The organism is Verrucomicrobia bacterium S94, assembly GCA_004299845.1.
In the GTDB taxonomy this organism is placed as follows: domain Bacteria; phylum Verrucomicrobiota; class Kiritimatiellia; order Kiritimatiellales; family Pontiellaceae; genus Pontiella.
In genome coordinates, this window is sequence record CP036201.1 from 295738 (window position 1) to 322246 (window position 26509).

The following is a 26509-nucleotide window of genomic DNA, read 5'->3' on the forward strand; positions in this document are numbered from 1 at the left end:
GCAACGCCCGATGTCCTGCGAGTGTCATGAATGTGACAACCTTCCTTGTGGAATGGATGTTGAAATAGAATCAACATCACGATGTTCTGCGAGAATGGTAGCTATTCCAGAATCCAAAGTAACAGAACTCAGTTATAGAGAAGTCCCTCGGATAGCAATTCAGCCAATGCTCAGGGTTTCGGATAATATAATAGCCCTTCGAACGGTTCAGATGCTGATTTGATATCAGCGAAAATTCCTCAACCCAATACGTAAATGCACCTAACTTTTTAACAAAAGTTAACCAATTTTGATCAGGAGATTATATATGAAACAAATATACTTACTATTTTTCAGCCTAGCTTTAGCCAGTGTGGCGGCAGCTGAAGAATTAACATTGGACCGAGCTCTGGAACTGGCCCGGGAAAATTCGCTGCAATTAAAAGCGGATCAGAAACAAATTGAAGCCAATGAAAAAGCAAAGCTGGCAACCGGATTGTGGGACAGTCCTGAGCTGGAATTTGAGGCTGAAGGCGTCGGAGGCGATAACAACGGTTTCAATGATGCCGAGTACACGGTGGGACTGAAGCAGAGAATCCCGCTGGGAGGAAAAAACGACAAAGAACGTGCGGCTGCACAGGCGACGATTGATGTATCTACCCACGCATCGCGCCAAAACGTTCTGGAGCTGAATGAAAAAGTTCAGCGAACATTCATCGAGTTGATGAGCCAACAGGAAATCGGGAAAGTGCGCTCTGAACAGGAGCAGCTTGGGCGTGCATTTGTTGAGGTGGCTCAACGGAGGCTTCAGGCAGGAAGCGGTTCCGAACTGGAAGTAGTGCAGGCTCGGCTGGAGCTGAATAAGATCCGGCAGGCTCAATCGTGCTGTTTGGGAGATATAAAGGCGGCACAAGTAAAGTTGGCCTCGCTACTGAATGTTTCCACAAACGTGGTCTCGGAGGTAAGCATGCCTTACTACGAGCTGGAGTCCGTCGAGTCGCTCATGCTGGATAGGAACTTTCCGCTCCTCCGTCAGTATGAAGCTCAAGAAGAGAGAATTCGCGCTCAAGCCAGAAGGGCGGCGGCCAGCGATGTGCCTGATGTTACCTTTGGTGCCGGAGTCCGGTATGAAGCAGAGAGTGATATTAATTCATTTGTCTTCTCGGCTTCTATTCCGCTGACATTTAATCGCCGAGGCCGAACCCAGTCTGCTGCAGCGCTTTTAGAAGCCGAAGCGGTATGGACTGAACGGGCAGAGGCTCAACGCGAGTTGAACAGCGAGCTGAGTAGCCTTAAAGCCCTCTATCAGGGAACTGAAATGCAGGTCGATATTAGTAAGAAGGAACTGATCCCGGCTGCAGAGAAAGCCTATGAGCTAAGCCTTAAGGGATACGAAATAGGACGCTTCTCTTGGATGGAGTTGATTGCCGCTCAACAAAATCTGGCCGACATCAAAATCGCCTATATTGAATACCTGCGCGAAGCACAGCTCATCCGCGCTGACTTATCTAAATTTATAAAAGAAGGAATTTAACCATGAAAAAACTAACAATCATTACAAGCTCTCTTTTACTTGCCATGTCCGTTCTCGCTCAAAAACCCGCCTGTGACTGCGCCGACTGCAAAGAACAGGCTGCTGCGGCGGCGGCAGGAAAACAATTCACATTACCTGGCCTGCAAGGGCTAAACCAACCATCCACTGAAAATGTGAAGCTGCAGGAGCCTATATTGAGTAAAAATGCCGAACAGGAAAATGCAGAAGAAGCAACAGGTGCTGAGAAAAAAGGTGCCGAACCATGCGGAGACTCTTGTGATACTGACCATTCAGGTGTTGAGCATTCAGGCAATGAAGGCGAGCACGAGAACCATGAGCACGGAGCAGAATGCAGTCATGGCTCCGTAGCCGAAGCAACTGTACCTCATGACCACGATGGCGATGGCGTGCCAGATCACGATTCTCATGACGATGATCATGACGGTCATGACCATGGCGCGAACGATACGGATCATGATCCCCATGCAGGGCATGATCATGGCTCTAATGGCGATGCTGCTCATGATGACCACGCGGGGCATGATCATGGAGATCATGCTGACGGAGGCATTGAGCTTTCTGAAGACATGATCAAGAAAGTGGGCCTTAAACTTCTTGAGGCTGAAGGAGGAACCGTTGCGCTTTCATCCATATTTCCCGCAGAGATCAAGCTGAACCGGGACCAGTCGGCCTCTGTATCTCCTCGCTTCCCTAGCATTGTTCGGCAGGTTTTTGCTGAAATTGGAGACGAGGTTAAAAAAGGCGATGTACTGGCTTCTTTGGAAAATCGGGAAACCATGGCCGTTTATACGGTCTCGGCTCCACAGGATGGAATCATCATAAGTAAAGATCTTGCAGTTGGCGAAACTGCCGGGGTGGACTCGGTTCTATATAAAGTTGCTGATCTCTCATCGGTCTGGGCGGATATTAGTATTTTCCCGGAATATCAGCATTTAGTTCAAAAGAATACCGTCGCCACATTTGTTGCGCATGATGGCCACACAGCCAAAGGTAAGATTAAGTACGTCAGTCCGATTGTTTCGCACGAAACTCGTACGCTCACTGCACGCTGTGTACTAGAAGGCGCTACTGAAGATTTCAAACCGGGGGCTTTTGTGCGGGCTGAAATTGTGGTGAAGCAGGTCGACGCGAATGTGGTGGTCCCGCGCGAAGCAATACAGCGTATTGAGGGCGAATCCGTAATCTTTACGCCGAGTGAACATGGCTTTGTTGCAACGCCCGTTCAAACAGGAGCGGAAGATGACTTAAGCATCGAAATTCGCAGCGGTCTAAAGCCGAATGATCGGTATGTCGCCGTCGGAGCATTTGCCCTAAAAGCGCAGATGGTTACCAGCGGAATGGATCCCCATGCAGGTCATGGACATTAAATCATCTTTGACTGTTAACTGGAGATTTCCAAATGATTGAAAAAATAATTAATAGTGTTCTCAACAATAGAGGCCTCGTGCTTATTGCGCTGCTCGGCGTGATCGCGCTTGGCGTGTTCGAATACCGAAAGCTCGATGTCGAAGCGTTTCCGGATATTTCACCGATCATGGTGCCCGTTTTTGCTGAAGCCGAAGGTATGGCTCCGGAAGAAGTGGAGCAGTTAATCACGTATCCGATAGAAACCGCGATGAACGGCTTACCGGACGTGACCTTGATTAAGTCGACTTCGGCCTTTGGTATGGCTGTCGTGTACGTCTATTTCACCGACGATACCGACATCTATTTTGCCCGCCAGTTGGTTGCTGAACGGTTGGCATCTGCCGCTGCCGATCTGCCCGCCCTGCAGGAACCTCCCTCGCTGGGCCCGATCTCGACCGGGCTGGGTCAAATTTTCCTCTACTATCTGGAATTGGAAGAAGGAGCAGATACCAAAGGTCTTGATAAACTGACCTATCTGCGCGATCTCAATGACTGGGTGGTAAAACGGCAATTACAAACCGTAAATGGTGTGACTGATATTCTGAGCGCTGGAGGTTTTGTTCTTCAATATCAAATCCAAATCGACCCCTTCCTGCTGCATCAGTATGAGTTGGCCATTGAAGATGTAATGACCGCTGTCCAGCAAAACAACAGAAATGTGGGCGGGCAGTATTTGCAGATCAATTCGGAAGAGCACCTCGTCCGAGGTGTAGGATTCCTTAATGATTTGGATGATATCCGAGGGATTACACTCAAAACATTCGATGGAACTCCAGTCTCCATTGATGATGTGGCCGAAGTGGAATATGGCCACGAGTTGAGGCGGGGAATGGTTACTTTGGGAACGGGTGAAGAAGTCGTTTCCGGCATGGTGATGAAGCTTTTCGGAGCCAATGCCTCGAAAGTGATCACGGACCTGTATTCCAAGGTTGAAGAGGTTCAGGCAAGTTTGCCGGAAGGCGTAAAGCTGGTTCCGTACTATGAGCAGGCTAATCTGGTAAATAATTCAACCCGCACCGTAAATGTCGCCCTGCTTCAGGGAATGGTGCTGGTGCTGTTAGTGCTCTTTGCCTTCCTTGGCTGTTTCCGTGCGGCAACCATTGTTGCAATGGCCATGCCGTTCTGCGCCTTAGTCGCCATTATTGGCATGAACCATTTCGGCATTTCCGCGAACCTAATGTCTCTAGGCGGAATTGCCATCGCCTTAGGTATGTTGGTGGATGGATCCATTGTCGTTACAGAAAACATTCACCGGTTCCTCGGATTGAATCATGGAAAGAAAGCGGACCGGCTGAAATTGATTCATGCCGCAACGAAAGAGGTCGGTCGACCCATTGCCTTTGCGATCATGATCGTAATCGTTGTCTTCCTTCCAATTCTGTCCTTGGAGGCTACGGAAGGAAAAATGTTCAAGCCTTTGGCTTACACCGTCATGCTTGCTCTCGGCGGGTCCATCGTGTTTGCATTGGCGATTGCTCCGGTACTGTGTAGCTGGCTTCTCAACGAGAAACCCTATAAAGAGTCTCGTTTTTTCAAAGGGCTTAAAAACGGCTATCGCATCATATTAAGCGGCGCGCTTAAAGCTAAGATTCTGGTCTTTATACTGTTGGCCATGTTGCTGGCAGCATCTGGGTTCTTCCTACAACGTATTGGAACGGAGTTTATTCCCGTACTTGATGAAGGGGCAATCAGTATTGATGTGAGCATGGCCCCATCTATCGCGTTGGAAGAGGCAGAGCGAACAGTCCAGCGGGTGAACGCGGAAATCATGCAGGTAGAAGGAATAAAGGAGGCCATCGCAATGATTGGTCGACCGGAGGCGGGTAGCCACCCTCATCCTGTTAACTTTGCAATGATTCATGTGGAACTGGATAATCCGGAGGAAAAGCCTCGGGTCGTTGACGAGTTGCGAGAGCGACTGAAAGACTATCCAGGAATGCAGGTCAACTTTTCGCAGCCTATTCAACACCTGTTCGATGAAATGCTGTCTGGGTCTAGAGCTCAGCTCGCCATCAAAGTATATGGTGAAGGGTTAGATGAAATCCGAGAAACCGCTGAATCAATGCGCTCCGCACTTGAGGGTGTTGATGGACTTGTGGATTTATCTATCGAGCAAAGCTTCGGTCAGCCACAGTTTCAGGTGGTGTTGAATCACGACGAACTAGCTCGGCATAATGTGCCCGGCGAAAAGGTTCTGGAGCAGGTGGAAGCAGCAGTCGGAGGTGAGGTGATCAGCACCTTGTATCGTAATACTCGGCGCTACGGAATCCATGTTCGGCTTGCTCCGGAATTCAGGTCAACCCCTAAGCAACTAGCAGAGCTGTTCATTCGTTCTGATGACGGGGCGCTGCTTCGGCTGAATCAGCTGGCGGACATTCGGGAGGTCGATGGCCCATTGCAAATTAACCGGGAACAAAATCAGCGGCGCTGGATTGTGCAGGGAAATATTAGTGACCGCGCACTTAGTGCCGTACTCACAGATATTAAAGCAACCGTGGCAGAAAAAGTAGATGTCCCACCCGGTGTGTTCATTGAATACGGAGGTCAGTTCGAGCAACAGCAACGTGCCATGAAAAGGCTGATGATTATCGTTCCCGTCGTACTTGGGCTCATCTTCATCCTCCTGTGGATCACATTCCATTCCGTGCGACATGCCTCTATGATTATCCTGTGTGTTCCGATGGCTCTGATCGGAGGAGTCATTGGGCTATGGGTAACGGGACAATATCTCTCCGTCCCGGCATCCATCGGTTTCATTGCCCTGTTCGGGATTGCGATGCAGGACGCCATGGTGCTGTTGACCGACTTCAATGATCTCCGGAAGGAAGGACAAAGCATACACGATGCGGTTATCAATGGAGGTTTAATCCGTTTCCGGCCAGTTATTATGACAACGCTGACAACGTTGCTTGGCCTGACCCCATTGTTGATATCACAGGGATCTGGAGCAGAGGTTCAACGACCCTTGGCGGCTGTTGTTGTCTTTGGTTTGACCACTTCAACCTTTCTTACGCTATTCGTATTACCGTCAATTTATGAATTAGTGGAAAGGCGCATAGAACGAAGGGCACAGGGCTAAAAAAGAAGGAGGACAGGTAGGATTTCCTTATCTGTCTTTCCTCATTGTAATAATTATACCGTGATGGCAAGAGGGCCATTCGGTCTTTTGGTTAAAATAAAAATAAGGATAAGCAGATGAATAAACTCAGATTATTGTTGGTTGCGATGTTGGCCGTTAGCGCAGTGGCGCTAACTGGATGTGGAAAAAAGAGCGAGCCTTCCGCACCAGCAACTGAACACTCCGATCATGATGGGCACGATCACGGAGCGCATGATGATCACGCAGGACATGATCACTAAAAGTAGAGGTTGCTATATCGATTATCGATTCAAAGAGTAATCCGTATCATCAACGAACTAGGGGTAGAATCTAGGGCATCACTTGCCAGATTCTACCCCTTTTATTCGGCTTAAAAATGCGAGATACATGCGCAGCTTCTTGAACAGCATCCTTTCCCGTTCCGTGAGGAGGGGGCGAGTTATAAACGCGTAATCTGGTCACCGGATGAAGCGCATAAAACTTTCGGAGAAAACGGAGAAAGGAAATTTGGTTAAATGGCTTCCTGCGCCCTGAATTTCGGAGCCACGATCAAAAACTTGTAATCACATAATCTGGAACAATTTGCGAAAAGAGGTGGTTTATGGAGTGTTTCATGTTCGAGTCTCGCGACCTCCACCATCCTTCGCCAAGGCTTCGGCTGGCAAGCCGGAGAATTGGCGAAGGATGTCCGCTGAAGCTTTAGCGAAAGAGGACCTGGCAACCGTCTTCGCCAAGGCTGCCGCGGTCAAGAGCTCAGAAAGGATGTCATGCACTACGTTTATCTCATCCGAAGCATATCCAATCCCGATCAAACCTATATTGGCTTAACGGATGATCTCAAATCCCGCCTAAACAAGCACAATGAAGGCGGTTCGCCGCATACCTCAAAGTATAAACCATGGAACTTGGTGACCTATCTTGCATTTTCCACTCGAGAACAGGCCGCTGAATTTGAAGCCTATCTCAAATCAGGGTCTGGCCGCGCCTTCGCTAAAAAGCGGCTCTGGTGATTCATCCCGAGGAATAGCGATTAGGTTCGATTTCTCCTGGAGGGTGCGGATATTCATCCGCGCCAAAAATGACTGAAAAATCAGGGTGAAATGAATGTTTTGATAGCGACCGAGTAGGTCAACGAAGAGAGTTGAGAACGAAATTTGACGATGAGAGGCACGAAAACAGGTGAAAATATGCGATCCGGGCGCGAGGGAACGACCGTTCGATTTGAACGAAAGGTTCGGTTTTGCAGATAATCGGGCAGAGTTTAAGCTGCTGCGCGTTCGTACCACGCGAGTACGCCGCCGAGAGCTTCGTGCCGTACGATTTTGCCTTCGCTTGTGGGCGTGAAATCGGGGCGCAGAATATTGTTCCCGATGTCCTTGCCCTGATGCGGTCGCTCGTTGTTGTAGTAGCTCACCCATTTTCGGTTGATGTAGTCGAGCTGATCAAGGCTCAGGCAAAAGACAACGGCTTGCGCCAGCAAACGGTGAGCGAGCCGAATGGCGAGTCCCGAAGGGACGCTACTGTAAAGCAGAGCGCAACCTGGAAGGCACTGATGTTTGTACGTCCCAATGTAGCACTCGCAGAAGGCATTGGCCTGCGGCGAGCGTGGCGGTATTTTCAAGCACCTTACGCCCTCTGTTCGCCAAAACTCCTTAAACATCTTCCCGAATTTCTTGTCCCCGTCATGGATCAGGCATGTGGGTTTAACTCCGATTCCATCGAGCCACATCGCCGCGCTACGGATCTGAATCTTAAGCCAGTCATCATTGGGATGAAACGTGGGCGGCGTCATGAAAACGCGCCGACTACCGAGATGGATAAATACCAGCACGTAGGCGTCGAACTTGCCGAAAAGCGTGTAGATGGGCTTTGTGAAATAGTCGCAGGCAATCAACGTTTCCATGTGCGCCCCGATAAAGTCCGACCATGGAATCACGGGCTTGCTCTTTGTTTTCTGTGGCGAGGGTTCATGCCCCGCTCGCTTCAAAATATCGCGAATGGTCGTCAGCCCAATCTCAACACCCAGCTTCTTCAGCTCGCCCAGAATGCGCTTGTAACCCCACGCAATGTTTTCTGTAGCCAACTGAATCACCAGCTTTACAATTTCATCAGGGGTTTCCGGTCGGCCAGTCCTCTTTCCCTTATCCGGTTTGCCCGCCTTTTTGTTCAGCCAGCGACGGTAGGTGCTCGGCTTCACCACGCGTATCACATCCGCAATATCGTGATCAATTTTGGATCCCAAACGCAGCAATTCCGCTCGTTCGTCCGAAGATGGGATAATTCGCGGGTCATCAATGCGATCTCGGAGCATCTTGACCTGATACAACAGCAACTGAATTTGACCATCATGTTTGGGCATAAAACGGTGTGCCAAGAGCGTGTAAACCGCCCAAAACACATTAAACCTACCGCCAAATCTCTTCTTACTCATACCCAGCTAATCCCGCACAAATTCAACAACTTACGAGAGGTGCATACATTTCCGCACCCCTACGAATCCACAAAAACCGAAGATCATACGAGTTTTCGAGAAAGCGCACGACCAAAACATCCAACTTGCCCTATTCGGACTCGGTTTTTCAGCGTAAAAAATGGTGAGCGGAATGCGATCTACAACTCGTCCGAAAAAACGGAGAAAGGAAATTCCGTTAAATCGCTTCCTTTTTTTCGTTTTTGAGAAGGCCAAAAAATGTACCACAAACAACGTTAAATCAATGAGATACAAGGACGGTCAAAAACAGAGAACGGTTGTGTTTGGACTCCGCACCCTCCAGGCAAGGAACACTTCAAAGCGCTGGGCAATGATGTTGAGTTCACTGTGACCAATGCGTTCGAGGATTTTTCAGGGAAGTACGTTTAATCAAGTAGGAACCACGAATTGAACACCCATAGACACGAGTGATTTAACCGCGAAAAGCGTGAAATACACAAAAGGGTTTAATTTGAGATAATCGAAACGGCTGTTCAGGAAATCCGCTTTATTTTTCCCTTCTGGGTCTTATTGCAGGATAGTCGGTTATAGTAAAATAACGACAGTTCTTATTAGGTTTGAGGCGGGCTGGAGTTTGGCGTTGTTCAGTGCTTAATCCGCGAAGGAAGTATCCGGGAAGCTGCAGGGGGCGTGTTTTTCCGGCGTTTGAGAATTGCGATCATTTAAAATCGAGTCACTGGAGAACGTCTGTTGTATTTCCGGATGGTTGGGAAAGATGTTTGTTTTTTGGGGCCCCGGTGGAGAAACGCTGGAGTTTATGCCGTATGTCTGCGGTGCGTCGCCGGAATCCTGATGGCGGATTCAGTGGTGGTGTCGGGTTGATTTTCGTTGAATGGTGCACATTCGGGCGGTGTCGCACTGCTGATGAATCCGGGTGATTTTCCGGACCTGTTCGTCGGTCAGGTTGTTGATGGTGTGGTTCATCTGATCGACGGGCAGATGTCTAAGGGCATTGAGCGGGCAGTCGCTGAGTGCGCTGCCGAGCGGACATTCCAGGGTCAGTCCTTTGATCCAGATCCGCTTATCCAAGGGTGTAAATTTCATCATTCTGATCTCCTCTCCGACCTACAAGAGGAATTATAGATGGATTGTCGCGGCCGGCAAGAACGGAGTTTATGAAATGGAAAAGAAATATTTTGTGTATAAAACAGCTTAATAAGCGTTTCTGTTTTTCAGACGGCTGGAATCAGGCTTCCATAATCTCTTCGAGCATATTGAGAATTTCGGGGATATCGTCGCGGGTGACGGCAGAGAGCCAGATCTTCTGGGGATAGATCATAATATTGGGGCCGGCATCGCAGACGCCGAGGCATCCGGAATTGGAGACGCGGACAAAGATTTTCCAGCCGCGTTCGCGGATGGCTTCTTTGAGAAGGGGTTTCAGATCGGAATCGACGTCGTGTCCGCAGGATTTGCGGCCGTCGCTGCGTGTTTTATTACAGATAAAGAGGTGGGCTTTGTAGCGGGATTTTTTGATCTGCATGCTGTGTTTCTCCTGCTTGGTTTTAAATACCCGCTTATAATGATCACCATTTGTTGAAATAAAAGGTTAATACGTGTTTTTTTGGGGTGCGGCATGCGCTGGGCGGTTGACGCTGGATGGTGGAGCGGGTAGTTTGGCGCAAAACATGCATTTATGTAAATGCGATGGAACGGGAGATCCAGTTTTTAAGGTGCGCATGTTTGGTTGGAAAAAGACAGTGAGGGAGAATGCCATACCGCCGCCGATCGGGGTGGCGGAACTTGTTTTCTGTGTTTTTGACGAGAAAAAACGGATGAAGCACCGATTTTCTTCCTGTTCGGGGTCGGAGGCGGAACAGCGGTTCCGTTTTCTGAAGGATCCGGACGGTTCTATAGAGCATGCGTTACTGGTTGAGGCGGCGGAGAGCCGGCAGCCGGTGTCTATGCAGTTTGCGTATGATGCCGGGCGGAACAGTTATCTGCATATTCTTCCGTTTGAGCGGAAAACGGGAAAATGGTTTTTCGGCGCGGTTCAGGTCGGGATGGAGCGGCCGGATCCTGACCGGGGGGCATCGCAGTTTTCGGCGGCTCTGAGAGAACGCCGGGTCGGCCTGATTCTGGCGGATGGAAAACAGGCGGTTTTATCGGCGAGTTCGGTGCTGCCGGATGCCTTCGGGTATTCGGCCGAGGCGCTGAAGGGGAGGCCTCTTTCCGAGCTGTTCAGTGCATCGGATCTTCGGGAGCTGCAGCAGGGAGCAGCGAATACGAACCGGTCGATATTGAACGGGGCGTTCTATGCTCTGGACGGATCGAAGCGCGATGTTGAGGTGCTGAAATATTCTGCTTCGGATGATTGCGTGCTTTATGCGGTTATTGATGTGACGCGGGCGCAGCTGAATGAGGAGATTACGGCGGTTACGACGCGCGAGCGCCGGCGTATCGGTCAGGATCTGCATGATTCGATCGGGCAGGTTCTTACGGGGATCAGCCTGTTGAGCCGGTCGCTGGCGAACAGTCTGAAGCGAGCGGGCTGTACGGGGCATGAGGACGCGGTTCAGATTTCCGAGCTGGCGGATGATGCGAGCAATCAGATCCGCGAAATTTCCCGGGGGCTGATGCCGATGGAGGTGGTGAGCCGCGGGCTGATTCCGTCGCTTCGGGAACTGGCCCGGACGGTTCAGGAGAGCTGCGGCGTGGAGTGTGTAGCGTTTATTGATGAAGAGATCAGTTTCGGCGACGGTGCGGTGGAGACGCATCTTTTCCGTATTGCACAGGAAGCGGTGAATAATGCCGTGCGCCATTCCGGGGGAACCCGTATTGTGATCCATCTTTCCCGGGAGGACGGATATCCGCAGCTGGAGGTGCAGGACAACGGGCGTTGGCGGAATATCATGGAATCCGGAGGGGGGATCGGGCTCAAAACAATGGAGTATCGCGCTTCGGTCATCAACGGTCAGTTGAATATCGGTCGGGTTGAAAACGGGGGAACGAGTGTGGTGTGCCGGCTCGATGCGGATGAAGTGCTGGAAACTAAGGTGATGTAAGAATGGCGGCGAAAAATAAAAATAAACCGGGGCCGGGAAAACGTCAGGTATATCTGGTGGACGATCATCCGATCGTGCGGCAGGGACTGATTAAACTGATTGAGCAGGAGGATGCGCTGGAAGTGTGCGGTGAGGCCGGGAGTGTTTCAGCGGCGCTCGCTGCCATACAGGAACTTGAACCGGATGTGGTGCTGGTGGATATTTCATTGGAGGATTCCAACGGTCTGGAGCTGATTAAAACGATCGATGATCTCGGGCTGAAGATTCCGACGCTGGTGCTTTCGATGCACGATGAGTCGCTCTATGCCGAGCATGCACTGAAAGCGGGGGCCAGCGGATATGTCATGAAGCAGGCTGCGGCGACCACACTGGTGCAGGCGATTGAAAAAGTGCTCGACGGTGAAATTTATGTGAGTAAATCGATGTCGTCGCACATGCTGAAAATGGCCTTTCGCAGCGGCGGGGAAAAAAGCCGTGGGGGAACGGAGGCGCTGAGTCTGCGTGAACTGGAGGTGTTTGAGCTGATCGGCCGCGGCAACTCCACGCGGGAGATTGCCGAGCAGTTGAACCTGAGCGTGAAAACCATTGAGACGTATCGTGCGCATATCAAGGAAAAGCTTCATCTGCGCAGTGGTACGGAACTGATGCAGAAAGCGATTCACTGGGTGGAGAATGAATCGCACCGGTTCAACTGATTTGTTCGTGCTGCGCGGACCCGCGCGGTTTTCAATGCGGTATATTTTCGGGCTATCGGGGATTCCCCTATGGCCATACTTCCGTTTTCCCTAATTCATTTCTAGGGGTTTATACCATAGGCCTTTCAGCTGTCGCCTGTCTTGTGGAATTCTGCGGGTCAGGTAGCTTGAGAGACGTCAGCGGTTCCCGTAGTCCGGGACCGGCGGGGAGTTGGGCCTGATACGGGTTGCTGTCCGCATTCGATCGGGTGGCTTTGAGTGATTAAAGGACCGATGTGGCGCAAGTGACGGCCGGTCTGATGTGCTGCCTGCTCAACAAAAAGGAGAAAGTCATGGTTAAGCAGTTGAATAGGGTCCGTGTGCGCCTGTTTCCGGCAGGGTTGCTCGCGGTTCTTGTGTCGGCGCAAACAGGGGCGGTGGCGCAGGTGACTTCCGGGACCGCGGAGAACCGTACGCAGATTATTCAGCCGGAGGCGGAGATCAGGGCCTCCGAATATGTTTCCATTAATGTGAAAAACGCCAACATTGCGGAGGTGCTGAAAGCGTATTCGCTGCAGACGGGCCAGAGTATTGTGGTCGGACCTGATGTGGTATCCGACAGCGTGAACGTACGGCTGAATCATATTCCATGGAAAGAGGCGCTTGATGTTATCCTGAAACCGTATGGATTCGGTTATCGCGTGGTCGGTGATACGATTGTGATCAGCAAACTGGAAAATATTATCAGCGTGGAAGGCATTGAACCGCTGGTTTCGCAGGTCTTCCGTCTGGGATATCGCGATGCCTACGACATTCAGTCGATCATTGAGGCCCAGTTGAGCCCGCGCGGAAAATATACGATTCTGGAAACGAAGAGTCTGCCGGGCTGGGAGTTCGGCGGAGAGGGATCTTCAAGCGGAGCGGCCACGGAAGCCGGAGTACGTGCGCGCCGGGAGCGTAAGGAGATTCGGAAAAGTAAAACGATCGTGGTAACTGATGTGCCTTCGGCCATCACCAAAATTGAACGCATTATTGAAGAAATTGATGTGATGCCGGCTCAGGTTCTGATTGAGGCTAAGTTTCTTGAAATCTCAACGGGCGCCGGATCGGATATCGGACTGGATTATATTCAGGGGCTGGAAAATGTGGATGACTCGCTGCAGAGTTCCGGTTCTTCGCTTCAGCCGCAGGCGATCGATTCAGATGTGCTGAAAATGCTGAATGGTGTAACCGGGTATCCGAATCCGCTGAACACGGCGGCGGCCGGGGGATACGGTATGGATGAAGGGCTGCGCCTTTCGCATGCCATTCTGGGCGATTGGGGGGCAGAGATGCTGTTCCGTTTTATTGCCCAGGACGATGATTCCAACATTCTTTCCGCGCCGCGTGTATTGACGCTGAATAATCAGGAGGCGGCGATTCTGGTCGGGGAAAAGTTTCCGATCATTGAATCGCAGAACAATACCGGAAGCGGAAGTTCGATCACTTCCACCAGTCTGGATTATTATGAAAATATCGGGATCCAGCTGAATGTGATTCCGCAGGTTTGTGCGGATGATTATGTGAATATGATCGTGCATCCGGCCGTCAGCCAGATTCAGGGATATGAATCGGGACTGGTCACGGCCGGTTCGGGGGTGCAGTCCGGTACGCGTTATCCGATTCTGGATATTCGTGAAGCGGAGACGCAGATTATGATTAAAAGTGATCAGACGGCGATTATCGGCGGTCTGCAGGAGGAGCGCGATAAAGCGATCATCAGGAAGATTCCTTTCCTTGGCGATATACCGTTTCTGGGCCGTCTTTTCCGCCGCGAAACCCTTTCTAAAGAGAAAATCGATCTGCTTATTTTTATCAAGGCAACGGTGGTGGATAACGAATCCTACCAATTGAAATCGGAAGCGGAGCATGCCCGGCGGGTTAAGACGATGGACTTTGATCTGATGCAACCGGATGAGGCTGATTCCGTGGTGCCGGAACGCGTGACATCCGCACAGGACAGCGCGGATATTCTGGCGCTGGTTCAGGGTGGAAATTTTTCGGCGACCACCAATACCCCGGCTTCCCGATGACTGCACTGAAATCCTCTGAATTCACAGAAAAGGATTATACGGAATGATTATCGATCAACTCAGCGAAATGATGATTCGGAGCGGACGGGTCGGTGCATCGGAACTGGAGAAGGCCCAGGCGATTCAGGAAGAGACCGGCGAGGTTCTGACCGATATTCTGATCCATGAAAAACTGGCATCGCCGGAAGATATTGCGCTGACCTTTTCCGATCTGCTTAATATTCCGTATCTGGAACTGGGCGAGGATTTTCACCTGCAGCGGGATGAATATGACATGATTCCCGAGTCGGTGGCCCGCCGCTTCTGTCTGATTCCTCTGGTGAAAGAAGAGGGCGTTGCCATTACGTTGGTGATGAAAAACCCGCTGGATATGGATGCGGTCGATACCGTGCGTTCGCTGACCTCGTTTGAAATTCATAAGGCCGTGAGTACAGAGGAAAAAATCAAAGCGGTTATTGATAAGTGTTATCGCGAGGAGGCCTATGTTGAGGCCGGACTGCAGGACATTGTTGATGTTGAAGCCGCAGAGAAAAAGACCGGCGCTGAAACGCAGCGCGGAGACGTGGACCAACTGCTGGTTCATGCCAATGATGCGCCGGTGGTCCGCTATGTTAATCTGCTGCTGATGGAGGCGGTCCGCGACGGGGCGTCCGATATTCACTTTGAACCGGGTGAGCACAACTGCACGGTGCGTCTCCGGATTGATGGAACGCTGCATCCGGTTACTCCGCCGCCGCAATCGTTGTATCAGGCGATTATCACCCGCATCAAAATTCTTTCTGAGATGGATATTGCGGAACGCCGTCTGCCGATGGACGGGCGGTTCAAATTTAAATTTTCCGGACGTGTGGTTGATGTGCGTGTTTCTACTCTGCCGCTGGTTTTCGGCGAAAAAGTGGTGATGCGTATTCTGGATAAGCAGCGTCTGCTGCTCGATCTGGAGGACATCGGTTTTGAAGGTCAAAATCTCAAACGGTTCCGGGAGATTCTCGGCATGCCGAACGGGATTGTGCTGCTCACGGGACCGACCGGTTCAGGAAAAACAACGACCTTATACAGTGCGTTACAGATTCTCAAAAGCCCGGAGCGGAATGTCCAGACGGTGGAGGATCCTGTGGAATATCTGATTGAGGGTATCAACCAGATGCCGACGCGCCCCAAAATCGGTCTGACCTTTGCGGAATGTCTGCGGCATATTCTGCGGCAGGATCCGGATGCCGTGATGATCGGTGAGATCCGCGATGCGGAAACCGCCGAGATTGCCATGCGGGCATCGCTGACCGGTCATCTTGTTTTGAGTACACTGCATACGAATGATGCCACATCGTCATTCAGCCGCCTGCGCGATATCGGCATTCCGTCCTATCTCACAGCGGCAACGATGCGTCTGATTATTGCACAGCGGCTGGTGAAAACGATCTGTCCGAACTGTAAAACCGTCTATCAGCCTGATGATGCTGAGCTGGAGTGGGTGAAGCCGATCTATCCTGATGCGACGGACTGGACCTACTATCATGGAGCGGGCTGCAGTCATTGCCGTAACAGCGGGCTGAGAGGCCGCCGTGCGGTTTTCGAGTTTCTTGAGGTTTCTTCGGCCATTCGGGAGATGGTGCATGATGAGGTGGACGATCTTACGTTGCGCCGCAAAGCGGTCGAAGAAGGCATGCAGACGCTGGCGGAAAACGGATTTCAGCGTGTGCGCGAAGGGGTGACCACGATCGGTGAAGCGATCAATGTCTGTGTGGTTGAATAATCAGAGTCAGCATATGCCGTTATTTAATTATATTGCGAAAACGAAGGAGGGGCAGGAGGTCCGCTCCGCACTGGAGGCCGGAACACGCCTGGAGGCGTTGGAATCGCTTCGCAAAAAAGGACTGACGGTTATCGATTTATTTAATGCGGCGGAGGTTGAGTCTTCGGAGGCTGCTGCGGATGCGGGAACTGCGAGACGCCCGTTTGTCCTGCAGGGGAAACCGCACAGGAGTTTATCTTTTTCTTCCCGAGTAGGAATGACGGATCTGGCGGTGTTCTGCCGTCAGCTGGCTATTTCTGTAAATGCGGGGGTTCCGTTGCGCGATGCGATTGAAGGCATCGGTTTGGAACAGGAACATCCGGTTTTGAAGCGCGTGAGTAAAGATATGGTGCAGCAGCTGCATGACGGACAAAGTTTTTCTGAAGTGATTCGCCGTCATTCGAAGGTTTTCAACGAAATGTTCTGCGGGCTGATTAAGGTGGCGGAGGAATCGGGGAAACTGCCGGAAACACTGAGCCAGCTTGCCGCCTATCTGGAACGCACCGACCGTTTGCAGCGCCGCATCCGGGCCATGGCGGCCTATCCGGTTTTTATCGGCATTTTTTTTGTGGTGATCTGCCTGATTATGACTCTGTTTATTCTTCCGCGCTTCACCGAAATCTTCAGCGGACTGGGGGCGGATCTTCCGGTTTTCACGAAAATAATTTTTTCGGTGAATAATTTTTTTGCGGATCATTTCGCGGGGCTTCTGGTCGGCGTGTCGGCATTGATTGCAGGGCTGGTGTTATATGGCCGCACGCCTGCCGGTTCGTACCGTAAGGATCTGATCAGGCTGAAGCTGCCCTATGGCGGGAGCTGCCTTAAAAAATATATACTGGCCCGTTTCTGCCGGAGCCTGTCGATTATGGTGAACAGCGGGGTTCCTATTTCGAATGCACTTGAAATCTGTGCTGATGCAACGGGCAATCAGCTGATGAAGCGTAATGTGATGAAGGTGCGTGAACTGATTATGACGGGCAACCGGATTGCCGCCAGTCTGGATAAAACCGGTATTTTTCCGGGACTGGTTGTCCGTATGGTTTCAGTCGGTGAGGATTCCGGTCAGCTTCCGGAGGTGCTCGATAATGTGTCCGAACTTTATGAGGATCAGGTGGAGACCTCCATTATGACTTCCATGGCGCTGTTCGAACCTCTGATCATCTGTGTGTTCGGGGCCTTTGTGCTGATGCTGGTTCTTGCTATTTATCTGCCGGTTTTCACGGTTTCCATGAATATGAAATAAAGTAATGAGGGATATGATTTCCGGAGATAAGCAATGCTGAGATAGAGAGAAATAATGCGCCGGATTTAATCCGTGCGGGTATGGGGTCCCGCAGAGATGAACGTACGTAACGAAATGACAAGGAGAACAACATGAAGAATATGAAACGGAAAAAAGCAGGTTTTACGCTCGTTGAACTGATGGTGGTGGCCATCATTGTGGCTATTCTGGCAGCGGTGGCCATTCCGCTGATGACGGGTCCGACAGACCGCGCCATTGCCACCGAGGCGCAGGCGGGCTGCGGTACCATAGGAACAGCCATCCGGATGGCTTCTGTAGAGGGGATAGATATTTCTTCCATAGAGCGTATTAATGATCTGCCGGGAATCAGCGACGGGGATTTGGATGGGAATTATTATGATCATGCTGATTACAGCATTGTGGCCTATACTGCCAAAAACAATTATTCTGTCGCGGCGGCTGCGAATGAGGCGAAGGGCGGTGTTTTTGTTCAGATGAATGTTACACCTACGGGAACAACCTGGGATTACGAAGAACCCGAAGACGAGTGAATCGTTTAATTTTAACAGCCTCTCCAGCCCGGGATAGCCGGAGGACGGGGCTTTCTTAAAACCGGAAGCGGAGCGAATCTGTGAGTGGTGTGACCCGAGAAAACATTGCCGGCATTAATATTGCCGATGGTGTGGTGAGTGTGTCCCGGATCGTACGGAGGGGACGTCATAAAATTGCACTGACGCATGGGGGCTGGATGGAATATGCACCGGATGCCACGGAGGATGAAATTGTTCAGGTGATCCGTCAGCTCTGGAAAATGACCCGTATGCCGACCCGTACGGTCTGTGTCGGACTGCATACCCGTTCGCTCTGTTTGAAGTATTTTAAATACCCGGATCTTGCGCCGCGTGAGCTTGCCTCGGCATTGAATCTGGAGGCTGAGGAATCGCTGCAGCTTCCGCCGGAGGAGATTGCTCTGGACTGGCACCTGAACCGGCCGAAGAATGATCCGTATACCCGGTTGGGTGAACAGCTGCACGGGATGATGGTCGCGGTGGCGAAAAAGGAGGTCAACCGGCAGTTGAATCTGTTGAAAAAAGCAGGGCTGTTCCCGGTGATCACTGATGTGGGCTGCACGTCGCTTTGCAACCTGTTCCTGGCTTTGCGCGGGGATCGCGTGAACGAAAACAATGCGGTCTGTGTGGTTAATCTGGCGCGGTACAGCGCGGATATTTCCATTCTGTATAATGATCATTATATTTATCCGCGGACCATTATTTCGCGTTCCGCCGAGTGGTCGGGCAAGCTGCAGTATCTGATCGAGAATATTTCCGATGCACTGCTTTATTATCATGTGAAAGTTGATAAAACGCCGGTGGTGCAGTTAGTGCTTACCGGTTTTGTGCCGACGGAACCGGAGTTTGTTGCCCGGATACACGATACGATCGGACTGCCGACTGAAGTGTGGAGTCCGCTGAAAGATGATAATTTTATTGTATCGCACAAGGTGAGGTCGACGAAGCATCGTGATGTAATCTCCCCGCTGATGACCACCAGTCTCGGGCTGGGAATGAGGAATATCTGATGAAGCTGTTTATCAACTATACCTTCCGGAGCCTGGAAAAACCGGGTGCGGTTCCGGGCGTTGAATCCTGTGAACGGGAGGGTGTTTATGCCTGCTGATTTCAGAATCAATTTAGCCAAAGACCTGACGAGTACGCCTGAAGAGCGTGTCCGGTTTTATCATGGGATGCTGATCTATCAGATGATCTGCGCGGTGCTGCTGGTGCTGGTGGCTTATCTGGCCAGTCTGAATCTGACTACATTTCTGGAGAATAAAGCGCAGCAGCGTGAAATTCTGGCGACTACGGAAGCGGTTTACGGGGTTTCGAAGAGCGCTTTCAGAAATCCGGAGGCTGCTTATAACGAGCTGGATCTTTATTCCCGCCGAATTGAATCGCTGAAACGTCTACTGGGCCGGCGGATTCAACTGCTGCCGATTGTGCATAATCTGTTTCTGGAGCTTCCCGAGGGTGTGGCGCTGCAAAGTCTCTCGGCAGATACAGCCAAACTGTCCTTCGGCCTCGTTATGCCGTCGCCGACGGCTGAAAACGATGTGGTGAAGGAGCTGCGTGCGGGCTGGGAGCGTAACGAAGCGTTGATGCAGCGTGTGTCGAGTATCCGTCCGCTGACCGGAGAGCGCCGCATGGTGGGCGATCAATCGATGGTTTATATGCAGTTCGAATGTGTTTTAGAAAAGTAGGGTAGGAATGGACCTTGGAAAATTTAAAGCCGGCCGCAGAAGGCTGGCGGGATGGATTATTATCCCGCCGTTGCTGATTGTCGGGATTGGGCTGACCTCGTTTGCTTTGAAGCTGCAGTCGGAATGGCAGTTGGAGCGGACCCGGGTGCTGGCCGATCTGCTGCCACGGGTGGATGCGGCGCGAAAGGCGGCTGAGGAATTGATGGTTCGCTTCCGGACTTCGGAATCCGGATCGGTAAAAACCGAGGATGAGCTGATTTCATTTCTCCAGAATGCCGCTCAGCATGCGGGGTTTACGGTGGATAATCTGAAGGTGGAGCGCCGAGCATCGGAAATCAATGGGAGTGTTCCCGTCTTGTCGGCCAGTGTGCGGGGAACCGGAACGTTGCTTTCCGTGCAGCATTTTATGGGTGATGTCAGTTCGCGACAGCATCTGCTTTCGGAAACGTCGGTTCAGCTCAGTCAAAGTGGAAAGACGGCGGGGGAGGAGATATGCCGTGCTGATATAACCTTTGAACTGATTCTGTTCCAGACCGGGAAAACAGGCGGAGGGGTGTGATATGGGCATACGTGTTCAGGACATTCCGGAGAACGCTCCCTATAAAGAGGAAACGATCAAAGTGCCTGTGGTGCTTGCGGTTCTGCTTGTGGTGTTGATTGCTGTTCCGTTGGTTTTGTGGATCATCAGAATCAATGAAGCGGGGACGCGAGCCGCAAGTGGGGCCAGATATGATGCGCTTATTGCTGAAGTAAACCAGGGGATCCGGACGGTGAATGCGTTTCTGACCGATAATGAGGAGGAACTGGCCGCTATACGGGCTGCGCGGGAGCGCTCGGTGGTGACGCTGGTTGTTCCGGAAGTGGTGATGATGGAGGAACAGCAGAACCGCACTATACCGCCGCTGGATGTTGAGCTGAAAGGTATTTACTGGAGGGCCCGAGAGCCGCTCGCCGGCATTAATGGGGAACTCTATGGTGTGGGGGATGTGATTCAGGGATATGAAATCGTGCAGATTGATGAATTGTCCGTCCGGTTCCGGGGGCCGGATGGAACCCTTGTGGTGAAAGAAATCTATGACGGTCCGTTCAACAACCGGAACTAGAAAACGCTGCGGTTTTTCGCTGATTGAAATTATGGTGGCCGTGGTCATTCTGGCGGTGCTGGCGATCGGTGGCGCTGCATTGGTTCAGCGGGCGGGAATAACGGTTGCTGAGCAGAAAAATAAGCGCGTTGCGCTGGAGGCGGCCAATCGCCGGCTGGAGCAGTTGAGAGCGCAGCCGTATGATGTTTTAGATGATGGTCCTGTCGGTGCGGTGCGCTATGCATCGCGGTATGCGGATGGATCATTCCGCGTGGTGGATCAGAAGCCTGAGGAAACGGTTGCGATTAACGGTGTGCAGCGTCCGATATATGTGGAGCTGGAACGGGTCAGTGAAACAAGACCTGTCCGGGAATTTGTGCAGGCAACTGTATTTGTGGAATACCGGTCCGGTGAGGCGGTATCGCTGAGAACGATTCTGAGATAGCGTGACTATGAAACGGTTATGTCATGAACAAAAATGCGGAGCTGTCCTTCCGGCAGTCCTTCTTGTCATGATATTGACCAGCGTCATCGGGCTTGGACTAATGGGACTGGCCAACACCGCTGCCGTCGAAGCGGCCCGGCTCCGGAACCGAAACCAGGCTTTCTGGCTTGCGGAGGCCGGTCTGAGAGAGTTTGCGGCGGTTGTGGCGGAGCCGGAAAATTATAAACAGCTGGAGTATATCGGTTCGGGGCTGGTCGGTACGGATGTAATGAGCCGGACATTTCCGGGGTTCGGAAGGTATTCCATCGATATTTCGGCAGACGCGGAGAATCCGGCCGGAACGCTCAAACGATATACGGTTGTGTCTACAGGAACGGCGCTGGATGGGCAGGAGATCCGGATTGAGCAGCAGGCGGAAACGGCGACCTTCGGTATGTTTTCCTATTCGTCCCACAACGAGCAGGGTATTCGTTTTGATACCGATGATGTGATCGGTAAGGAGATGGAGGATCTGGATCAGAATGGGGTGCTGCATACAGACGATCAGTTGCACATTACCGGTTCGCCGGATTTCTGGGCGGCGGTCCGGTCTTCCGCCGGCAGTGTTGATTATAATGATTGGCGGCGGGGGAAGTATGTTGATCCCGAAGTATTTCATAACGGCCTGGATCTCGGTGTTGAAGAACTGGATTTCACACAGCAGAACTTCGATCAGATCCGAGAGCGGGTTCCGGCCTCCCTGCAGCTTACGGGTGATTATGCCATTACCTTTTCGGATAATCTTTATATGCTGGAAAATAAAGCAACCGGAAATGTTACCACCAATTATATTTCCGCACTTGGATCAGTTGATGAAGAGCGGGTTATCTATGTTACGGGCGATGTCGAGGTGAAAGGTGACGTCGGGACATCGGTCAGCGTGGCGGCTGAGGGATCGATCTACATTGTTGACGATCTGGTCTACACATCGTCTATTCCGTATGGGCATCATACGGAGTGGCCTTCGGGATATGAGCCGGATGAGGATGAAGTGCTCGGCCTGTTTTCGAGTAAGCGGGTTCAGGTTGCCGAGGGCTGGAAGATCGGCGATGTGGATATCCATGCCACAATTCTGGTTACGGAATATAAAGGGGGCAACGTGTATGGGGAGTGGGAGGAAACCTACGGCGGTTTCGGTGCAGCATGGGAGGGTTACGGCCGCTACGATTACAAAAGTGCATATGGAACGATTTATCTGTACGGAAGCCTGAGTAACTACCGTCGTTCGGCGGTGGGACTGGTTGGTGGAAAAGGATATATCAAGTCGTATCGTTATGATCCGCGCCTCGTTCGGGAACCGGCTCCCGGAACGCCGTTTACAGGTTATGAGTTTTCCGGATGGAGGATGTTGTGATGGGGGCGTTTTTCCGGCGGTACGCCCTTCTGATGTTTGTGATGGTGATCACTATCGGCTGCATGATTGCTGCCATTCAGACTTTTCTGGCCATTAATGTGCCGCAGGAAAAGCCGCCGGTCTTCGACAATCGGGGAATGGCGGAGCCCGAAACGGCTCCGGAACCGCCTGCCCGCAGATGGGAACCGGATTATACTGAATCCCGGCCGGAGGGGAGTGAACTGAGGTGAATGCAGGGAAGCACAGGTCGGGATTTACGCTCGTTGAACTGATGATGGCTATGCTGGCCGGTGTGGTTCTGGCGATGACGGTTTTTTCCATACTGATCTCGCAGCACCGCGCAATGGAATACAATGGCGAGTCGCTTAAAATACAGCGCGATGCATCAGTGGCACTGGCGATGATCGGTCGCGAGATCAGGCAGTCGCGCATTGAGGATATTCGGATCGATGGGGCCCGGTTCACAGCGGATCCGTATGCCTCCGGAAGCCGGCTTGATTTTGATGCCGGCGTAACGCGTAGTAATGCGGTTGCCGTATTTGTGTCCGGGAATAAGCTGATTGCTGATTCGTTAGACTTTCCTCTGGTTGAGGACCGGCTCACCGGTTTTACCGTCGATTTCACAGAAGGTCCGGCTGTTGATGTGGCCCTGCGGGTAAATGGTGGAAGCCGGGGAGGACAAACGCTGATACGCGGTACCTTTGTTCCCCGTAACTGAAGCGGTTACGGCCTAAAGCAAAACGCCTTCAGGCATAGCTCCTGCATCATCAGGATCCCACCATCGTCCCGGTTCGGTTCCGATATATTTAATGCTTTTGGTCGTCATTCGATTGCCGCGGCTTTTCACGCTTTTGACCGCGATGTCGGACGGATTGAATTTCTGCTGATGAATTCGCTGCCCTTTGGCCGGATTATATTTCACATAAATGGCCTCCGGAGTGCCGTCAGCCAGCAGTTTCAGTTTCGATTTCTCACCCTGGCTCATATAATATTCGCGGTTCATGATGGCCCCGCCGATTTTGAAGCGTTTCAGGTAAGTGATCCGGGCATCGGTATAGACACAGGTATACTGTTTATCGCGATCATAGATTTCAACGCGTTCCAGATTGCCGTCGATAAAGATTTTTTCCGGCGGCTGTATCACCTTGTACTGCCCGTTTTTCAGAATAACCAGCAGTTTATCGAGCGAGGAGCACTGCAGGATTTCCTCGCCCTTCACATTAGTGCCGATATAGCCGTTTTCATCCTGCTTAATCGAGAGTTCCGAGGCGGTCAGCTCGCGCACATCCGCCTCTTTGAAACTGGCGGCTTCCGTACGACGCGGATATTCATCCTTATAGGTTTTAATCAGGCGTTTAAGGTAGCGGATGGTATATCCGTTGAGGCCTTTAAGGTCTTTTTCCACCTGGGTGAGTTCTGCGAGAATCTCCTCGATATCCTTGCGGTTCTTCTCGATGTCGAACAGGGAGATGCGCTTGATGCGTACGCCCAGCAGCATTTCAATATCGTCGTCAACGACTTCACGCTTAAGCCGGTCTTTGAAGGGTTCCAGCCCTTTGTAGATCGCTTTATAAACCGCTTCATATGTTTTGCACTGCTCGATTTTTTTATAGATGCGGTTTTCTACAAAGATCTGTACCAGCGTCTTGTTGTGGAAATCATCGAGCAGTTTGGCCTGTTTCAGTTTCAGTTCGCCATCCAGGATCCGCAGCAGCTGCTGAACGTTTTCACGCAGCACTTCATCCACCGTCATTTCAACCGGGCGGTTTTCGCGCAGACAGATCAGGCGGCTGGAAACGGAAGTTTCGCACTTGGTGAAGGCATAGAGCGATTCAATGGCTTTTTCCTGCGATGCCCCCTGTGTAAGCGTCAGCTCAATTTCCACTTTTTCGGCTGTGAAGTCGTCAATGGCGCGGACCGGGACTTTCTTTTTCTTTACGGCATCCTCGATGGAGCCGGTCAGGGATTCCGTGGTCACACCATGAGGAAGAGCAGTGATGACAAGACGGTTATTTTTACGCGGCTCGATTTTGGCCCGCAGCTTAATTTTCCCGTTGCCTTTATTGTAGTCCGAAACATCCATGAGGCCGCCGGTCTGGAAATCCGGCAGCAGATTCAGTTCCGCCGACGCGCGTTTTTTCTCCCGGAGAATCTCAATTTCAGCTTCGAGCAGTTCGATAAAGTTGTGAGGAAGAATGCTGGTGGACAGACCCACAGCAATACCGTCCGCTCCCAGCATCAGCATGAGGGGCAGTTTACAGGGAAGGGTGACCGGTTCTTTGTTCCGTCCGTCGTAACTGGGAATCCATTCGGTCAGTTCTTTGTTGAAAATTTCATTGCGCGCCAGATTGGTCAGGCGGCATTCAATGTAACGGGAAGCGGCTGCGCGGTCGCCGGTGAAAATGTTGCCGAAGTTTCCCTGACCCTCAATCAGGTAACGCTTGTTGGTTAATGTTACCAGAGCATCGGCAATCGAGGCATCACCGTGGGGATGATACTGCATGGTATGGCCGACAATATTGGCCACTTTAATAAAGCGTCCGTCGTCTTTTTCCTTCAGCGCATGGAGAATACGGCGCTGCACCGGTTTGAGCCCGTCTTCCAGTGCCGGAATCGCCCGGTCGCAGATCACATAAGTCGCATATTCCAGAAAGTTGGAGCGAATCATCGTATTGAGCGGACCGTGTTCGGAATGTAACGGATCAAACTTACGGGGATCCTGCTCCGCTGATGTTCCGCTGTTTTGCGTCGGTTCGTTTTTTACCAGCTCCTTGCCGGAAGATTCAGGTTCAAACAGCTTTAATTCTTTGTCGGTATTTTTATTCATAATGGGCAGTACTCAAAGCGAAAGAAAAGGTATTCGATTTAAGAGAAAAGTCTACTCAACCCTGATTGTTCGCTCAATCCATTTCTAGGATCGGGTTGATTCGGCAGCGTTTCCTTATTATCAGAAGACAGCCGGTGGGCGTGCTGGAATTACTGAATGGATATTGGATAATTGTTATTAGACTTTTTATTTAAGTCTTATGGAATCGGTGTGTTCGTGATGTGCAACAAGTAAGACGCAATGTTGGGGTTGTTAAAAGAGGAAGGGGTGATAGTTTGTCAAACTCTAGATAGGCTTCCCGTTCGTTTTATTGTCAGGAGGCTGACAGATGGGAAGTTCATATGTAAATGCTTCATAAAGGTGAGGCATTCAAAAAAAGAAGGAGTGCATATGAGAAGGAAAGCTGCCGCAGGCGTTGTTGTCTTAGCAATGACGTCGTTCATATTTATTCAGTCTTCGGATGCGGGCTATAAGTGGGAAGGCTTCGACGGAGGCAATGCTCCGGGGTTCATTAAACTGGGCAATTATACGTGGAATGAACATAATTTTCCGGCTGACTATAAACAGTGGCGTGCCAGTGGATTCAGTTGGGGAGCCATTAAAATGTCTTCAAAAATAACCGTTCAGGGCCAGCGGTGCGAAGCTGGTGGATGGTGGCAGCAATGGGGGTGGAAAAACGCAACATTTGAGGCGCGTTGTCTTATTAGCGGTGCAACGGAGAGTTCCCGGAAATACAGCTGGGCCGCCTGGTGGGTGACCAACCTGAAGCAGACCTGGAACAACTATTATGAAGTTGATCTGATGGAATGTTGCGATACCGGGAACTATTTCAACTACTACTATCATTATGGAGATAATGGAGTTGTCGGTAAGCAGCGCATTATGCCCAATAGTTTTGACTGGCGCAACAGCTGGAATAACTATAAGTGCTGGCCCGGCCAGCCGGGAAATATGCATTACTACTTGAACGGAAGCTGGAAACAGATGCATGCCGGTGTTGACCGTCGGGGTGAGGAGGGGCAGCCGAAGTTCCAGAACCGTGTATGGCCGACCAGAGTTGTGGCCGATAATGCGGCTGTACAGAATGTCCCTGATCTTGTCGTGGATTGGTATCAGGTCTGGTACTAGGCGTAAGCCGGAATCACAATGGGTCTGCTTGGTGCAGGCCCGGTTGTACCCCTAAACTG

The 26509-nt window shown here is 51.3% G+C and carries 23 protein-coding genes; 19 read left to right on the plus strand and 4 right to left on the minus strand.

Going from position 1 to position 26509, the window contains the following annotated elements; all coding sequences use genetic code 11:
* Window positions 1–307 precede the first annotated feature (307 nt).
* The 4 genes from EGM51_01275 to EGM51_01290 all read left to right on the plus strand — a co-directional run bounded on the left by EGM51_01275 (window position 308) and on the right by EGM51_01290 (window position 7051).
* Window positions 308–1513, plus strand: coding sequence for a TolC family protein (locus EGM51_01275; GenBank protein QBG46107.1), 1206 nt, complete (start codon window positions 308–310; stop codon window positions 1511–1513).
* Window positions 1514–1515: 2 nt separating this feature from the next.
* Window positions 1516–2901, plus strand: coding sequence for an HlyD family efflux transporter periplasmic adaptor subunit (locus tag EGM51_01280; GenBank protein QBG46108.1), 1386 nt, complete (start codon window positions 1516–1518; stop codon window positions 2899–2901).
* Window positions 2902–2933: 32 nt separating this feature from the next.
* Entirely contained in the window at window positions 2934–6020 is a 3087-nt protein-coding gene (locus tag EGM51_01285) for an efflux RND transporter permease subunit (GenBank protein QBG46109.1), read from the plus strand.
* A gap of 788 nt (window positions 6021–6808) precedes the next feature.
* Window positions 6809–7051, plus strand: coding sequence for a GIY-YIG nuclease family protein (locus tag EGM51_01290; protein QBG46110.1), 243 nt, complete (start codon window positions 6809–6811; stop codon window positions 7049–7051).
* A 251-nt stretch (window positions 7052–7302) separates the two neighbouring features.
* Here EGM51_01290 and EGM51_01295 read toward each other — a convergent pair whose 3' ends face one another.
* From EGM51_01295 to EGM51_01305, 3 genes are all read right to left on the minus strand, one after another.
* Complete coding sequence (locus EGM51_01295; protein QBG46111.1) at window positions 7303–8472, minus strand: integrase; 1170 nt, start codon at window positions 8470–8472, stop codon at window positions 7303–7305.
* Between the two features lie 861 nt (window positions 8473–9333).
* On the minus strand, window positions 9334–9579 hold the full coding sequence (locus EGM51_01300; GenBank protein ID QBG46112.1) for a hypothetical protein: 246 nt from the start codon (window positions 9577–9579) through the stop codon (window positions 9334–9336).
* A 139-nt stretch (window positions 9580–9718) separates the two neighbouring features.
* The gene (locus EGM51_01305) at window positions 9719–10015 is read right to left on the minus strand and encodes a (2Fe-2S) ferredoxin domain-containing protein (protein ID QBG46113.1); all 297 of its coding nucleotides are present in this window, start codon (window positions 10013–10015) and stop codon (window positions 9719–9721) included.
* 145 nt (window positions 10016–10160) lie between these two features.
* Between EGM51_01305 and EGM51_01310 the strand changes: the two genes are divergently transcribed.
* From EGM51_01310 to EGM51_01375, 14 genes are all read left to right on the plus strand, one after another.
* Window positions 10161–11537: a PAS domain S-box protein gene (locus EGM51_01310; protein QBG46114.1), complete on the plus strand. Its 1377-nt coding sequence runs from the start codon at window positions 10161–10163 to the stop codon at window positions 11535–11537.
* A gap of 2 nt (window positions 11538–11539) precedes the next feature.
* Window positions 11540–12232: a response regulator transcription factor gene (locus EGM51_01315; protein QBG46115.1), complete on the plus strand. Its 693-nt coding sequence runs from the start codon at window positions 11540–11542 to the stop codon at window positions 12230–12232.
* 275 nt (window positions 12233–12507) lie between these two features.
* On the plus strand, window positions 12508–14283 hold the full coding sequence (locus EGM51_01320) for a hypothetical protein (protein QBG46116.1): 1776 nt from the start codon (window positions 12508–12510) through the stop codon (window positions 14281–14283).
* 43 nt (window positions 14284–14326) lie between these two features.
* Entirely contained in the window at window positions 14327–16036 is a 1710-nt protein-coding gene (locus EGM51_01325; GenBank protein QBG46117.1) for a type II/IV secretion system protein, read from the plus strand.
* Window positions 16017–17318 (plus strand): type II secretion system F family protein, encoded by a 1302-nt coding sequence (locus EGM51_01330; GenBank protein QBG46118.1) that lies wholly within the window; start codon window positions 16017–16019, stop codon window positions 17316–17318. The genes EGM51_01325 and EGM51_01330 overlap by 20 nt, the downstream gene beginning before the upstream one ends.
* 131 nt (window positions 17319–17449) lie before the next feature.
* Entirely contained in the window at window positions 17450–17869 is a 420-nt protein-coding gene (locus EGM51_01335; protein QBG46119.1) for a type II secretion system protein, read from the plus strand.
* A gap of 80 nt (window positions 17870–17949) precedes the next feature.
* Window positions 17950–18897, plus strand: a complete 948-nt coding sequence (locus EGM51_01340) for a hypothetical protein (GenBank protein ID QBG46120.1) — start codon at window positions 17950–17952, stop codon at window positions 18895–18897.
* Window positions 18898–18984: 87 nt separating this feature from the next.
* Window positions 18985–19575: a hypothetical protein gene (locus EGM51_01345; GenBank protein ID QBG46121.1), complete on the plus strand. Its 591-nt coding sequence runs from the start codon at window positions 18985–18987 to the stop codon at window positions 19573–19575.
* Window positions 19576–19582: 7 nt separating this feature from the next.
* Window positions 19583–20134 (plus strand): hypothetical protein, encoded by a 552-nt coding sequence (locus EGM51_01350; protein ID QBG46122.1) that lies wholly within the window; start codon window positions 19583–19585, stop codon window positions 20132–20134.
* Window position 20135: 1 nt separating this feature from the next.
* A complete protein-coding gene (locus EGM51_01355) occupies window positions 20136–20678 on the plus strand; it encodes a hypothetical protein (GenBank protein ID QBG46123.1) in 543 nt (180 codons plus the stop codon).
* Entirely contained in the window at window positions 20650–21102 is a 453-nt protein-coding gene (locus tag EGM51_01360; GenBank protein QBG46124.1) for a type II secretion system protein, read from the plus strand. Before EGM51_01355 ends, EGM51_01360 begins: the two co-directional genes overlap by 29 nt.
* A 67-nt stretch (window positions 21103–21169) precedes the next feature.
* Window positions 21170–22495 (plus strand): hypothetical protein, encoded by a 1326-nt coding sequence (locus EGM51_01365; protein ID QBG46125.1) that lies wholly within the window; start codon window positions 21170–21172, stop codon window positions 22493–22495.
* Window positions 22480–22725 (plus strand): hypothetical protein, encoded by a 246-nt coding sequence (locus tag EGM51_01370; protein QBG46126.1) that lies wholly within the window; start codon window positions 22480–22482, stop codon window positions 22723–22725. The genes EGM51_01365 and EGM51_01370 overlap by 16 nt, the downstream gene beginning before the upstream one ends.
* Entirely contained in the window at window positions 22722–23213 is a 492-nt protein-coding gene (locus tag EGM51_01375) for a prepilin-type N-terminal cleavage/methylation domain-containing protein (protein QBG46127.1), read from the plus strand. The genes EGM51_01370 and EGM51_01375 overlap by 4 nt, the downstream gene beginning before the upstream one ends.
* A 12-nt stretch (window positions 23214–23225) precedes the next feature.
* On the opposite strand, the gene EGM51_01380 is transcribed toward EGM51_01375, so the two are convergent.
* The gene (locus EGM51_01380) at window positions 23226–25322 is read right to left on the minus strand and encodes a DNA topoisomerase IV subunit A (GenBank protein QBG46128.1); all 2097 of its coding nucleotides are present in this window, start codon (window positions 25320–25322) and stop codon (window positions 23226–23228) included.
* 390 nt (window positions 25323–25712) lie between these two features.
* Between EGM51_01380 and EGM51_01385 the strand changes: the two genes are divergently transcribed.
* Window positions 25713–26450 (plus strand): hypothetical protein, encoded by a 738-nt coding sequence (locus EGM51_01385; GenBank protein QBG46129.1) that lies wholly within the window; start codon window positions 25713–25715, stop codon window positions 26448–26450.
* Window positions 26451–26509 lie beyond the last annotated feature (59 nt).

Coding starts and splice junctions, on each gene's coding strand:
- EGM51_01275 (QBG46107.1), top strand. CDS start 308: ATGAAACAAATATACTTACTATTTTTCAGCCTAGCTTTAGCCAGTGTG.
- EGM51_01280 (QBG46108.1), top strand. CDS start 1,516: ATGAAAAAACTAACAATCATTACAAGCTCTCTTTTACTTGCCATGTCC.
- EGM51_01285 (QBG46109.1), top strand. CDS start 2,934: ATGATTGAAAAAATAATTAATAGTGTTCTCAACAATAGAGGCCTCGTG.
- EGM51_01290 (QBG46110.1), top strand. CDS start 6,809: ATGCACTACGTTTATCTCATCCGAAGCATATCCAATCCCGATCAAACC.
- EGM51_01295 (QBG46111.1), bottom strand. CDS start 8,472: ATGAGTAAGAAGAGATTTGGCGGTAGGTTTAATGTGTTTTGGGCGGTT.
- EGM51_01300 (QBG46112.1), bottom strand. CDS start 9,579: ATGATGAAATTTACACCCTTGGATAAGCGGATCTGGATCAAAGGACTG.
- EGM51_01305 (QBG46113.1), bottom strand. CDS start 10,015: ATGCAGATCAAAAAATCCCGCTACAAAGCCCACCTCTTTATCTGTAAT.
- EGM51_01310 (QBG46114.1), top strand. CDS start 10,161: ATGCATTTATGTAAATGCGATGGAACGGGAGATCCAGTTTTTAAGGTG.
- EGM51_01315 (QBG46115.1), top strand. CDS start 11,540: ATGGCGGCGAAAAATAAAAATAAACCGGGGCCGGGAAAACGTCAGGTA.
- EGM51_01325 (QBG46117.1), top strand. CDS start 14,327: ATGATTATCGATCAACTCAGCGAAATGATGATTCGGAGCGGACGGGTC.
- EGM51_01330 (QBG46118.1), top strand. CDS start 16,017: ATGTCTGTGTGGTTGAATAATCAGAGTCAGCATATGCCGTTATTTAAT.
- EGM51_01335 (QBG46119.1), top strand. CDS start 17,450: ATGAAGAATATGAAACGGAAAAAAGCAGGTTTTACGCTCGTTGAACTG.
- EGM51_01345 (QBG46121.1), top strand. CDS start 18,985: ATGCCTGCTGATTTCAGAATCAATTTAGCCAAAGACCTGACGAGTACG.
- EGM51_01350 (QBG46122.1), top strand. CDS start 19,583: ATGGACCTTGGAAAATTTAAAGCCGGCCGCAGAAGGCTGGCGGGATGG.
- EGM51_01355 (QBG46123.1), top strand. CDS start 20,136: ATGGGCATACGTGTTCAGGACATTCCGGAGAACGCTCCCTATAAAGAG.
- EGM51_01360 (QBG46124.1), top strand. CDS start 20,650: ATGACGGTCCGTTCAACAACCGGAACTAGAAAACGCTGCGGTTTTTCG.
- EGM51_01365 (QBG46125.1), top strand. CDS start 21,170: ATGATATTGACCAGCGTCATCGGGCTTGGACTAATGGGACTGGCCAAC.
- EGM51_01370 (QBG46126.1), top strand. CDS start 22,480: ATGGAGGATGTTGTGATGGGGGCGTTTTTCCGGCGGTACGCCCTTCTG.
- EGM51_01380 (QBG46128.1), bottom strand. CDS start 25,322: ATGAATAAAAATACCGACAAAGAATTAAAGCTGTTTGAACCTGAATCT.
- EGM51_01385 (QBG46129.1), top strand. CDS start 25,713: ATGAGAAGGAAAGCTGCCGCAGGCGTTGTTGTCTTAGCAATGACGTCG.